The sequence below is a fragment of the Microcystis sp. LE19-10.1B genome (genome assembly GCF_027530565.1).
GTDB lineage: Bacteria > Cyanobacteriota > Cyanobacteriia > Cyanobacteriales > Microcystaceae > Microcystis > Microcystis aeruginosa.
On sequence record NZ_JAPZQM010000549.1, the window covers coordinates 1 to 12,525 of the forward strand.

The window sequence follows — 12,525 nt, forward strand, 5'->3', positions numbered from 1 at the left end:
AAATCCTTATCTGGCAAGAGACTTAATTGATTAGTTCGCTCTAGATAAAAAACAATTGACAAAAATCGCTAAATGCCTTTCTCTATAAGGGTTCCATCCCTTATAACCCCCGTCCATTGCATAACAATTACCGAAGAGCCAAATAAGATAGGAAAAATTTATGATGCTAAGGGCAACTTCTAGGGGTTGCCAATAAATCCAAAAAGTTTAGCTGCTCCTCCTAAAATAGCAACAACAAGGGCGATCAAAATGCCTCGATTAGTAAACTCTTGATAGGCAACTCTAGCGGTCAATCCGTCAATTTTTGTGCTTAGTCGCTCATCTAAAGCTTTAATTTCTCCTTTAAGTTCTGCCTGTCCGATTTCTAATTTTGTCAGACGTTGCTCGATTCTATCAGCTTTGTGGTTGACTTCCTTGATGCTGTCTTTGATTTCCTTGAGGACCGTTTCAAGGGAATAAGTTACGGTTTCGTTAGACATTTGCTAAACTCCCAGAGTTATCCTGCCGCTATCTTAATTATTAATCTTTTTTCTAGTTTAAGATGGCTTACGGTTCACTGCCACGATTGCGCCAGACTTGCCAACCGACGTAACCGAGGAGGAGAGTTGCACCAAAGGCAAAACCCCAACCACTGGGAACATTGGAGAAACCGAGGGCTAAACTGCCCACCCAGAGAGTTAGAGCGTAGATAAATAATACTGTCAGACGGTGAGAGATACCCGCTTTTAGTAAACGATGATGTAAATGACGTTTATCAGCCACAAAAGGGGATTTTCCGCGTTTGAGACGGGAAATAATCACCGTGGACATATCGAGGAGAGGAACCGCGAGGATGAGATAGGGTAATAGGACGGCGGTAACGGCAACAGTAGTCACAGCAGTAGTTTTAGCCAATCCAATCACCGCCACACCCGCGAGGGTAAAACCCATAAAATAGGCCCCACCATCCCCCATAAAAATTTGGGCGGGGTTAAAATTGTAACGCAGAAAACCCAGGGCCCCACCCGCCAAAGCAGCGGCGATAATAGCGGCCGCCGGTTGTCCCATCACCAAAGTTACAATCAAAATCACCACGGCAGATATACCCGAAACCCCCGCCGCTAATCCATCTAAACCGTCAATCCAGTTAATTGCGTTAGCCATCCCTACTAACCAGAGGAGAGTAACTGGTAAACTTAGCCAATGAATTTGTAATAAATCGCCGAAGGGAATAGAGAGGAAATCGATCCTTACCCCGGCTTGCCAAGCTAGAAAAGCGACGCTAAACTGCATTACCAGACGATTGAGCGGCGAAAGATTAAAAAGATCATCCGCTAGACCGATGAGGAAAAAGCCCAAACCGCCTAGGGTTACGCCCCACACTTCCCATTCTCGATCGCTGTTTAAACCTGCAAACCCTCCCAACCACCAAACGATCAGGAGGGCAGTTAAAGCGCCGACAAAAATCGAAACTCCCCCCAGTCGAACCATAGGCTTTTCATGGACCTTCCTTTCGTTGGGTTTATCGACGTAACCGCTTTTCAGTCCGACGGTTCTGACGAGGGGGGTACTCCAAAGTACCACGGTATGGGCGATCAGAAAAGCAATTAGATAGTATAAATCTCCAGACATGGGAATTGGGGGGCGATTTAATTCACAATTGGCAACTGACAGGCAATCGCCAATTATGAATTTTTATTATCTCTCGTTTTAGGCCAAGGCGGGGACGGAAATATGGAGATGGGGATAGAGGGGGAAGCTTTCACAGAGTTTCCCTACCCGTTGACGGCAAGCAGTTCTCAGGGCTTCATCACCGGGATTAAGGAGAATATCGGCGATAATGTTGCCAATCTCGATAAATTCCGTTTCTCCTAGTCCTCTGGTGGTCATAGCCGGGGAACCCAAGCGCAGACCACTGGTAACAAAGGGAGACTCGGGATCGAAGGGAACAGTGTTTTTATTAGCGGTAATATTAATGGTACTCACTAAGCGATCGGCCTCTTTCCCGGTCATGCCCACGGATCTTAAATCGAGTAACATCAAGTGATTATCCGTACCATCAGTGACAATTTTAATCCCTCTAGCCTTCAACTGACCGGCTAAAGCTTGGGCATTAGCGATTACTTGGCCCGAATAGATTTTAAACTCCGGTTTCAGGGCCTCCCCAAAAGCCACAGCTTTCGCCGCAATCACGTGTTCTAGGGGTCCGCCTTGGGTACCGGGGAAGACGGATTTATCGAATTTTTTGCCTAATTCCTCGTCTTTGGTCATAATTAACCCCCCCCTAGGACCGCGCAGGGTTTTGTGAGTGGTGGTAGTGACCACATCACAGTGGGGTAGGGGATTAGGATGATGACCAGTGGCCACTAAACCGGCAATATGGGCAATATCTGCCATCAGGTAGGCCCCCACTGCGTCAGCGATGGCGCGGAATTTCTCGAAATCAATCCGGCGCGAGTAGGCAGAATAACCGCAGATAATTAGTTTGGGTTTTTCCTTGCGAGCGATGTCAAGGATGAGATCGTAGTCAAGGCGTTCGCTGTCGGGACTTACTCCATACTGTACTACTCGGAACCATTTTCCGGAAACGTTAACGGGGGAACCGTGGGTAAGATGACCCCCGTGGGAGAGATCCATACCCATAATCGTATCGCCGGGCTGCAAGAGGGTCAGGAAAACGGCGAAATTAGCTTGGGCGCCGGAGTGGGGTTGTACGTTAGCGTGGTTTGCCCCAAATAGTCGTTTAACCCGATCGATCGCTAATTGTTCCGCTTCGTCAATGTATTCGCAACCGCCATAGTAGCGTTTTTTGGGCAGTCCTTCCGCGTATTTGTTGGTTAAAACCGAACCCTGGGCGGCCATGACGGCAGCGGAGGTAAAGTTTTCACTAGCGATTAATTCTAGGTGATCTCTTTGACGTTGCAGTTCTTTTTGCAAAATCCCTGCGATCGCTGGATCCGTCAGGGATAGTATATCTAGGTTGGTATCAGTCACGGTTACTCGATCCTTTTTTTTAACAATTTACCTGTAATCCTTGGGTCACTTTCTCCATTTTGGCACAATCTCTAATCTTCCGACACACCAGGGAGCTTAATTGCCTCTCTTCGGGGTCGCTCATCAATTGTCAACTGTTAGCAGTAAAATCTTCATTTTTAGTCAATAAGTAATAGTAAGTAGGTAGGCGTTAAAAATTATCAGATGCCCCCCTTATTAAGGGGGGATTAAAGGGGGGACTAAGGGGGGATCGGCACCCCCCTTATCAAGGGGGGCAGGGGGGATCGAACCTAAAATCCATTTTTAATTTAATTATAACCAGCTACTTAATATTAGCCAATAGAACCCCCCAAAAGCTGGGATTGAGTGATAAAATCAGAAGTAATGCCCAATTTTAACGGTGATTTTCCCTTTAAAAATAACAACTTAGTAGAAGTTCTACAAAAAGTTGACAAATTTTAAAAATAGGGTGGATTACCTTCAAGATAACCACCCGAAAACTACCATTAATTATCTGTAATCAACCGGTATTTCTCATCCCTGCGGCAATACCATTAATCGTCATTAAAGCGCCCCTTAATAACTCCTCTTTAGAATAGCGGAAATGAATCACACCGGATTGAGCTTGACTATTGTATTGACGTAAACGCTTGAGGAGAGACACCTGTAGGAAACCGAGGGGAACGATCGAACCGTTGCGTAACTGCACCGAGCGCTGTAAACTCGGATCATTATCTAATAAATGTTTCTCGCCGGTGATCTGGAGAACAATCTCGCTAGTGCGATTATATTCCTCTTTGATCCTTGCAAACAGACGTTCAAAACGTTCTCGATCTTCCTGTTTAGAAAGTTCACTGACGTAGTGATAGGCCATCTGTAAGTCCACCTTCGATAGAGTCATGTCTGCCTTAGAAATCACCATCTGGAAGAAAGGCCACTTGTGATAAAAATGGCGTAACAATTCCAAATTTCTGCTAGGAGAATCATCGAGAAACATCTGTAAAGCTGTCCCTAAACCATACCAAGCAGGTAAAAGAAACCGGGTTTGGGTCCAACTAAATACCCAGGGAATTGCCCGCAGGGTAGTTAAATCCTGTTGACCACTTTTCCGGCGCGCCGGTCGGGAACTAATCTGTAAAAGACTAATTTCAGGAATGGGAGTTACGGACAGAAAGAAGTCTAAAAAGTCCGGTTCTTCATAAATCAAACTGCGATAGGTTTGCCGTGAACGGGTGGCCAACTCCTCCATGATGCGATTCCAGGGTTCGAGATCATCAAAACCACTGCCCAGTAAACTTGCCTGTATGACTGCCGTTACGGCCGTTTCGAGGTTATACAAGGCCAATTCTGGTAAAGAGTATTTCGAGGCTAAAACCTCGCCTTGTTCGGTGATTTTAATGCGACCGTTAATCGTTCCCCGGGGTTGGGCGAGGATAGCGGCGTAGGCCGGTCCACCACCCCGACCGACGGAACCGCCCCGGCCATGAAAAAGACGTAGATCCAAGCCGTATTGTTTAGCGGTTTTTTGTAAAGCCTTCTGGGCCTTATGAATTTCCCAATTACTGCTTAAAAAGCCGGAATCCTTATTACTATCGGAGTAACCCACCATAATCTCCTGTAAATTACCCGGTTCGAGGATGGCCGGTTCCGGGGTCACTTCCTCCCCGTTTAAAGCCCCTAAATGGTGGTAACCGCCGGCTAGGGCTGCCCGGTAGAGGGGCAATTCAAACAAAGTCTGCATGATGCCGGGGGCGTGTTTGAGGTCATCGACGGTTTCAAAGAGGGGAACGATGCGGAGGGAACTGCGGCTAGTGGCGGGGTCGTATAAACCGGCTTCTTGGGCTAATAACAGCACTTCTAGCACATCGCTGGCCTCGTTGGTCATGCTGATAATGTAGGTTTGGCAGATTTCCAGACCAAATTCCCCTTGCAGACTTCTTAAAACTCGCAGGGTTTCAATGGTTTCGCAGGTTCTTTCCGAGAAGGGCATTTCCCGGGGAATTAAGGGGCGACGGGTTTTTAATTCCGCCACTAACCAGGCGATTTTTTCTGATTCGGTTAATTGGCCGTAGGGTTTGGGTAAAACTCCGAGATAGGCGGCGATTTCTTCGATACATTCGGCGTGACGGGTGGATTCTTGCCGAAAATCTAACTGAGTCAGGACAAAGCCAAAAATCTCCACTTGGGCGATCAGTCGATCGAGTTCTTGACAGGAAAGACCAGTTTGCAAGAGACTGCGCTGTAATAGCTGTAATTCGGCTAAAAACTCGGAACCGGAGCGATAGATGTTGGTTTCGTTGAGTTTAGTTAATAACTGTCCTTCTTCCGGATCATTGAGGCGATTATTGCGATCGCGTGTATTTTCCAGACGTTTTTGAATAAAGGCCAATTTGAGGCGATAGGGTTCCTGACGGTAGCGGATTGCTAACTGGCTATAGATTTCGGGCATTTGCTGCTTATCTCTGTCCAGGGAGTCCAGCAACTCCGGCAAGACGTGACACCAGTGCAGGGAGGCACTTAAAATACTGGTCAGGTCGCGAATAGCATCGAGATATTTTTTAATAACGAGATTGCGCTGATAACAGCAGGTTTTCCAGGTGACTTCGGGGGTAACGGAGGGATTGCCATCCCGATCCCCCCCCACCCAAGAACCGAAGCGACAGAAGTTATTTTTCGGCGCTCGTAAACGGGGAAAGGAGGATTCTAGACTTTGCTGCAGACGCAGGGTTAACTGGGGTAGGGAATCGAAGAGAACTTCATCGAAGTAGTGCAGGGCATAATCCACCTCATCGACGACAGTGGGTTTAAATTGATGTAGTTCATCTGTTCGCCACCAGAAACGTATTTCTTCTTTTAACTGTTTGGTGACTGTTTGTGCTTCTCTGGAGTTAGTTAACCCCATACTGCGAAAGATTTCTTCTGCTTGGTCGAGTTTTTCGAGAATGCCCGAGATGCGGCGCTGTTTAATGCGAATGGTATGACGGACAATTTCCGTGGGGTGGGCCGTAAAAACCAGACGAATATCTAATTGATCGAGAAGACGCTGGATTTCCTGGGGGGGGACGTTCACCTGTTTGAGATAGGGAAATAACCAGTGAAATAGTCCCGATTTTGGGGTGGAGTGATCGGACCCGTTCAGGGTTTTTTCTAGCCAATCGGCCCCGACAATGGTGGCTAAAATGCTTTTTTGCGTTGGGTCAGCCTTGGGACTTTCGTTTTCTTCCCCGATCACCGTCCGTCGCAGTAGTTGCTGATCCCTTTGTTCGTAGTGTTGTTCGATTATATTTATTAACTGGAAATAGAGGGCAAAAGCGCGGGTAACTTTGATCGCTTCCCCTAGTTCCAAGTCTTCGATCATTTTGGCGATCATTGCTTCCGGACTATCATCGGTCACTTGTCCTTCCTCAGAACAGAGATGGCGCAGTAATTCCAGTAAATCGACTAATTCTTGACCACATTCGGAGACTAAGACTTCTTTCCATAAATCTTCGATTAATTTCAGTCTTTGCTGCAGAAACAGGTTGGAAGTGCTGAAAATATCCTGTTCGGTTTCGGTTGAGGGGACAAGGACGCTCATAATTTCAGTAATCAGTAATCAGTAAACAGTAAACAGTAATCAGTAATCAGTAAACAGTAAACAGTAATCAGTAATCAGTAATCAGTAATCAGTGAAAATAGGGATTAACTGCCTTGAAATGAAAAACTCTATCAAACCAATAACTGATCACTGATAGATCGGGATTAAGCTGTCAAGCATTTAAATTGCTTGTTGAGACGAGGCAAGAGGCAAGAGGCAATAGTAAAGGGATTGGGGGAAATTCAGCTAATCTAAGGATAGGCGGTTAAGATGCGTCTTAGCTTAGTTCTTTAGGGTTGGTCAAAAATGAGATTATATGCCAAATAATCACATTTTTTCCGATTTTTAACAAAAATTTCACTATTGTTGCCTCTTTTCAGGGGGCAAAAGGATTTTTTTCTTGGATTATTGGTCACTGTTGACCGGTAACTGATCGGGAATATTGAGAAGGGGCAAGCGATCGCCCCGAAAGATTTCCTCGCTGTCTTTCCCGACTTCTATCAACCAATTATTAATAGAACGTAGTCCTAAGTAGGATAAAAGAAAGGGACTAACTGCTAGACTAAGCCAAAGCTCGATCGGTTGAGTTTTCATGGCAATTTCTCGGTTAAAGGACGGCGTTTGATGCGACGAATCGGAAAATTAGCAATCAGGGCTGTAGTCCGTTGGTCACTTTCTAGGATCAACTCGGTTTCCTCGGTGTCGATATCAAGATAACGACTGACCACTTCTAAGATTTCTTGACGCATCATATTGAGAATTTCGGGACTAAGATCGGCGCGATCATGGGCCAGAATAAGTTTTAAGCGTTTTTTAGCTTGGTCGCCACTTTTGCCCGAACCGCGCCATGCTAGAAGTTTATCGATCAGGTCATTCATAGTAGGTTAAGGGGTTGAGATGAGAGAGTTTAAGGCCCAAACAAGCGACGACGCAGACGAGTAAGAAAACCTTCTTGACCGGCCATTAAATCTAGAAACGGCACATCGCGACCCTGTAAACGCTGGGCAATATTTCTAAAGGCCATGGAGGGGAGAGAGGTCTTCTCCTCTAATACTAATGGTTCCCCTTTATTAGTGGAAATAATAATTCTTTGATCGTCGGGAATAATCCCCAACAGGGGAATTACCAATAAGTCGAGAATGTCCTCGACGCTGATCATCTGGTTAAGTTGGATCATTTCTGGCCGCAGCCGGTTGACAATCAGACGGATACTCTTAATATCCTCGCTTTCTAGTAATCCCACCACGCGATCGGCATCTCTCACCGCCGACATTTCTGGGGTAGTAACTATGATCGCTTCCTGGGCGGCGGCGATCGCATTGCGAAAACCCATTTCAATTCCTGCTGGGCAATCAATCAATACATAGTCGTAACTTTTTGACAATTGGGCGACTAAATCCTTCATTTGATCGGCAGTAATTGCCTCTTTGGTGCGGTTTTGTGCCGCCGGTAATAGAACCAGATTTTCCTGTCTTTTATCCTTAACTAAAGCTTTATCAAGACTACAATCTCCCGCCACCACATCGATGGCAGTATAAACGATACGCTGTTCTAATCCTAACAATAAATCGAGATTTCTTAGTCCGAAATCGGCATCGACAAGGGCGACTCGACAGCCTAATTGAGATAAAGCTGAACCTAAGTTCGCCGTTACCGTCGTTTTACCGACTCCTCCCTTTCCCGATGTCACCACAATTACACGAGCCATAATTTATATCAGTTATCAGTTATCAGTTATCAGTTATCAGCTATCAGTTATCAGTTATCAGTTATCAGCTATCAGTTATCAGTTATCAGTTATCAGTTATCAGTTATCAGTTTTATAGAGTTTTTCGTTTCAACGCAGTTAATCGCTATTTTTACCAGTCACTGAATCACTGTTTACTGATCACTGTTTACTGATCACTGGTCACTGATCACTGGTCACTGATCACTGTTTACTGGTGACTGATCACTTTTTTTCGACCCATCCCACTTGATCTTTAAAGGTGTAGGTTCTGGAAAAATTATAAGCCCCAATGATGCGGATTCCTCCTTCGCTGATACAGGCAATTTCTGGTTCCATGCGATCGCTATTTAAAGCCGGGGTCCGTGCCACTAATTCCGCGATCCTCAGTTGAGTTAAGTCGATTCGCAGGGCCATAATTACCGCTGCTCGATCGCCGCGGAATCCAGCATGGGCCACACCGCGTAAACTCCCCCAAACTAATATATCGCCATCAGCGACGATCGAGCCGCCGGGGTTGATATCGCCCATGACTATAACTGTACCCGGGTGACGGATTTCTACACCCGATCGCAGGGTGGTTTTTAAGTACAAAGGTTCGGCGAGGAGGGATGGCAGCGGTTGCTCGTCCCCGAAAACCGTCGGATTCGAGCGCATTTGTTCGACATTGTAACCCATGGTTGCCGCTGCTACTGCGGTTTGTCTTCTTTGGGTTTGGATGGTATGCAGGGGTAATTCGGCACTGTCTAAAATTGTGGCGATCGCTTGTAGTTGGCGCGTATCCATCAGGCGATCGTTGGCCCTTAGGTGTACTGGTGTTCTAGCGGGGCAGTTTTGGCCGCTATTACGGAGATAATATTTTAATCCTGTCAAGATATCTGTCCAATCCTGACTTGTCTCCCCGGCGCCGGTTTTGGGCAAAATTAGCACCAATTTCTCACCCTCGCTTTTTAGGTGGATTTGGGCGTATCTCGACATTACCGAGGCTGATGGCTCAATTTTTTCGGTTTCTGAGTCGATTTCTTGATTTATTTCGGTTTTAGTTTCATCCATAAAGATAATTTTTTACTTAAAAAAGACAAAGCGCAAAATAGCGATCAGCAAACCGACGGAAGCGGTAATCAGTGAACCGCCTAAAATGGTTATCAATGCCCAAATTTGATTTTTTTGACTGCCTTCGACTATTTTGAGGCGATTATCCATCCCTTCGACTCTTTCGGTTAATTTTGCCTGTCCTATCTCTAGGGATTTAACATCTTGCTTGATTTCCTTAATATTAGCTTTAATTTCGCCAATATCAGCCTTAATTTCGACGATACTATTCTCGATCGCCGTGAAACGAGTCTCGATCGCCGTGAAACGAGTCTCGATCGCTTTTTGTCCGTTGATAATTAAGTCTTCTAGCCTTTTCAAGTCCGTATCGGCAACAGTTTTCATAAAAATTAACTGGCTATCAGTATAGATGTTTCTTTAATTATGAACCTTGAGCAGCCGGCAGCAGTGGGAATTAGGAATTATGAATTATACCATTTTTCTTTATTTGCGTCACAACGAATGCAAGCTTGGCAAGCATTCGAGCGTGGATGTCTGTAATGGATTTAGAAATTTGGTATTAGCGCTCTTCTGGGACTTTCGGAAATCCCTGACCGAATCTAGATTCTGAAACCCTTGGTTGACAAGTAATCGTTAACTTTTTTTCTCATAAAAACTCAAATTTCGGGTTTCTGTTAGTTAGCGATAGCTTGAAGGCTTACCCCATAAGAGAGTTAGAGTTTAGAGACTGTAAGACTTTTGCCAGACTCCCAGAAGAGCGTAGGAATTGCGGCTGATGTGAGATAGAGAGGTTTGTAAAATCAAAGGGAGGGGTCACGATAAAGGTAATCACTCCAAAGCATGAGGCCTCCCATGAATAGGATAGATGCTCCCACCCTCTTGACTATTATTTATGTCCTGGTGGATGACTGGTATCAAGAACAGGGATATCGCTTGACTCCCATGCTGCCTGGACCTGAGCCTAGTTTCAGTGATAGTGAAATGTTGACCTTTTGGTTTATTCCCTCGTCCCTGCTCATACTGACGAACGCTCCCGCAGCAGAATCCGCATTGCAGTTCATTCAAGGCAACAATATCCTAGCCGACAAGGGGTTTATTGGTACTGATTGGCAGACTGAGATATCAAGAACCACAGGTAATCGAGTCTCTGCAGCTAAGAGAGTCAATCAACATCAACAAACTTCTCCCGTCTTTGAGCGACTTCTTCAACATTTTCGAGAACGGATTGAGGGGGTTTTCAATGAGGTGCAGAATACAGGACGCAACTTGGAGCGATTGCTCAGAAAGAAAGTTGAGGGACTTTCTGTCCATGTTGCCGCTAAAATGGCAAGTCATACCCTGCGGATACTGTTGCGTCAGCGTTTTGGTATTGATGTTCTCACCTTTGAGCAGACTCCTGTTCAACCCTTTGGGCAACTCACATAAGGCGTGATTTTAAAAATTAACTTAATCATAAAGAAAAATTTAACTTTCTCTTTTATGGTAAATTGCAAAACACGATCGAGCGGAAAAATTAAGGGGAAAATTTTGATACTACTTATACTAAAAGCCATCCTGATCACCCTAGCGCTCTTGCTACTCGGTGATTTAATTTCTACGTTTCTCTACCATGTTCCAGAACACGTTTTCGGCAAGTTTCACGCTGCGGTACACCACGGCAAAAATCGGAACTTTTTTCATTACGCGTTGTTAAATCGAAATCCGCTAGTTTTACTCGATGGCTTTCTCGGCGCGCTCCCCTATAGTATATATGTATGGGGGAAGTTGAGCTAAAACGCGGTTGAGAAGCTGGGCAACCTTGTATGTTATTAAATTATGTAATAACATGATATGTAGTAAACCTTGCCTAAAATCATGAGTAACAAAAAATACAATCTAACCTGGGCTAGAATAGGCAATGCTTCAGGTTTCCGTCTGAGTGCCAGTTTTTTTAAGGATAATCCCCAATTCAAAGAAGCTAAAGGTGCTGTTGAAGTTATCAGCCCTGATACCTTATTAGTCCGCTTACAGCCTCAATCTCTAGAACAGGAGGAAGATGAACTGATGCTGAGTTTATTCTTAGATTTTCTGACCAAGCAAGCCCTATTAAATCCTGATGCTGAGTTAGAAGCTTATACGGAAGCGATGGCAGCGGTCGATGAAGAGTTGATGACAGGAGTAGAACTTGATAGTTAACGGTTGGCGAATCTACTTCATTAAAAGACTTTTTGGGCAACAACGCCGCGATTTACAAGTTGAGGTTCGTAAACTAAAAAACACCTTGCCAACAGAAGCATACCGTACTCATTCTACAGTCAAACTCTACAGGGCGATTATGGTCGCCATTAAAGAAAAAATCCCTCTCGACCCTTTTGCTCCCCATTTTGCTCTGACTGGGGCGCTCAAGCATTACGGAAGAGTCAAAAAGATGGGACTACCTGACCGTTATCGCTTATTCTTTCGGGCTATACAAACCGAGGAGTATAAAGCTATTTTTGTTTTATGGCTAGGCTATCCTCGCAAACAAGGGGATAAAAATGATTGTTATAAAGCCTTCACAAAAATGGTTGAGCGAGGTGATTTTCCCAGTTCTCTTGACGCTTTAATCCTTGATAGCCAAGAAGATTAGCTAGTGATAAGGTGGTTGAAAAAGCGATCGTAACCCACAGATACACTTTCAACTGCGCCTCCACAGAAAGATTGCGATCTAACATTAGCATGAGATCGATGATCGCACTAAGATGATATGATAGTAGTGCATTTTCCTAATTATTGATGATTAAGAGTTTTGCATCTAAGGAGACAGAGCAGGTATTCAAACGTAAATTTTCACGAAAATTACCTCAAGATATTCAACGAAATGCTCGGAGAAAGCTAGAAGTTTTAGACGCGGCCGAAACTTTACAGGATTTATACATTCCTCCATCTAATCGGTTGGAAAAACTCTCAGGAGATAGAAAAAATCAGCATAGTATCCGAATTAACGATCAGTGGCGGATCTGTTTTATTTGGAAAAATGGCAACGCCTACAATGTAGAAATAGTCGATCATCATTAATTGTTACTCAATAATCATGACTGAGAAAAAATTATTAGCCCCCATTCATCCTGGTGAGATTCTGTTAGAAGAATTTCTCAAACCGATGGAAATTAGCCAAGAACGTTTGGCAGAAGATCTTAATGTACCAATAGAGCAAATCAAGGAAATTATCGAGGAA

13 protein-coding genes are annotated in these 12,525 nt (G+C 44.7%); 4 read left to right on the forward strand and 9 right to left on the reverse strand.

All coding sequences use genetic code 11. The features are described 5' to 3' along the window. Window positions 1-179 precede the first annotated feature (179 nt). The 9 genes from O9332_RS19920 to O9332_RS19960 all read right to left on the reverse strand — a co-directional run bounded on the left by O9332_RS19920 (window position 180) and on the right by O9332_RS19960 (window position 9,713). A complete protein-coding gene (locus O9332_RS19920; protein ID WP_002761685.1) occupies window positions 180-479 on the reverse strand; it encodes a hypothetical protein in 300 nt (99 codons plus the stop codon). Window positions 480-546: 67 nt separating this feature from the next. Then, on the reverse strand, window positions 547-1,611 hold the full coding sequence (locus O9332_RS19925) for a glycosyltransferase family 4 protein (protein WP_002761684.1): 1,065 nt from the start codon (window positions 1,609-1,611) through the stop codon (window positions 547-549). 78 nt (window positions 1,612-1,689) lie between these two features. Beyond that, window positions 1,690-2,973 carry a serine hydroxymethyltransferase gene (gene glyA / locus O9332_RS19930; protein WP_002761683.1) on the reverse strand — a complete coding sequence of 428 codons (1,284 nt, stop codon included), beginning with the start codon at window positions 2,971-2,973 and terminating at the stop codon, window positions 1,690-1,692. A gap of 520 nt (window positions 2,974-3,493) precedes the next feature. After that, window positions 3,494-6,550 (reverse strand): phosphoenolpyruvate carboxylase, encoded by a 3,057-nt coding sequence (ppc, locus tag O9332_RS19935; protein WP_288027062.1) that lies wholly within the window; start codon window positions 6,548-6,550, stop codon window positions 3,494-3,496. A 405-nt stretch (window positions 6,551-6,955) separates the two neighbouring features. Then, window positions 6,956-7,144 carry a hypothetical protein gene (locus O9332_RS19940; RefSeq protein ID WP_002761679.1) on the reverse strand — a complete coding sequence of 63 codons (189 nt, stop codon included), beginning with the start codon at window positions 7,142-7,144 and terminating at the stop codon, window positions 6,956-6,958. Beyond that, the gene (gene minE, locus O9332_RS19945; RefSeq protein ID WP_002761678.1) at window positions 7,141-7,428 is read right to left on the reverse strand and encodes a cell division topological specificity factor MinE; all 288 of its coding nucleotides are present in this window, start codon (window positions 7,426-7,428) and stop codon (window positions 7,141-7,143) included. Before minE ends, O9332_RS19940 begins: the two co-directional genes overlap by 4 nt. A 29-nt stretch (window positions 7,429-7,457) precedes the next feature. After that, window positions 7,458-8,258, reverse strand: coding sequence for a septum site-determining protein MinD (gene minD, locus O9332_RS19950; RefSeq protein ID WP_002761677.1), 801 nt, complete (start codon window positions 8,256-8,258; stop codon window positions 7,458-7,460). Between the two features lie 243 nt (window positions 8,259-8,501). Further along, on the reverse strand, window positions 8,502-9,329 hold the full coding sequence (minC, locus tag O9332_RS19955) for a septum site-determining protein MinC (RefSeq protein ID WP_288027065.1): 828 nt from the start codon (window positions 9,327-9,329) through the stop codon (window positions 8,502-8,504). Between the two features lie 12 nt (window positions 9,330-9,341). After that, the gene (locus O9332_RS19960; RefSeq protein ID WP_288027067.1) at window positions 9,342-9,713 is read right to left on the reverse strand and encodes a coiled-coil domain-containing protein; all 372 of its coding nucleotides are present in this window, start codon (window positions 9,711-9,713) and stop codon (window positions 9,342-9,344) included. 468 nt (window positions 9,714-10,181) lie between these two features. Here O9332_RS19960 and O9332_RS19965 point away from each other — a divergent pair, with 468 nt between their 5' ends. The 4 genes from O9332_RS19965 (at window position 10,182) to O9332_RS19980 (ending at window position 12,365) form a co-directional block, all read left to right on the forward strand. After that, the gene (locus O9332_RS19965; RefSeq protein WP_288027069.1) at window positions 10,182-10,754 is read left to right on the forward strand and encodes a transposase; all 573 of its coding nucleotides are present in this window, start codon (window positions 10,182-10,184) and stop codon (window positions 10,752-10,754) included. Between the two features lie 429 nt (window positions 10,755-11,183). Beyond that, window positions 11,184-11,504, forward strand: coding sequence for a hypothetical protein (locus O9332_RS19970; RefSeq protein ID WP_288027071.1), 321 nt, complete (start codon window positions 11,184-11,186; stop codon window positions 11,502-11,504). Next, on the forward strand, window positions 11,494-11,937 hold the full coding sequence (locus O9332_RS19975; protein ID WP_288027073.1) for a type II toxin-antitoxin system YhaV family toxin: 444 nt from the start codon (window positions 11,494-11,496) through the stop codon (window positions 11,935-11,937). Before O9332_RS19970 ends, O9332_RS19975 begins: the two co-directional genes overlap by 11 nt. 146 nt (window positions 11,938-12,083) lie before the next feature. Beyond that, complete coding sequence (locus tag O9332_RS19980) at window positions 12,084-12,365, forward strand: type II toxin-antitoxin system RelE/ParE family toxin (protein WP_287637242.1); 282 nt, start codon at window positions 12,084-12,086, stop codon at window positions 12,363-12,365. The last annotated feature ends 160 nt before the right edge of the window (window positions 12,366-12,525 follow it).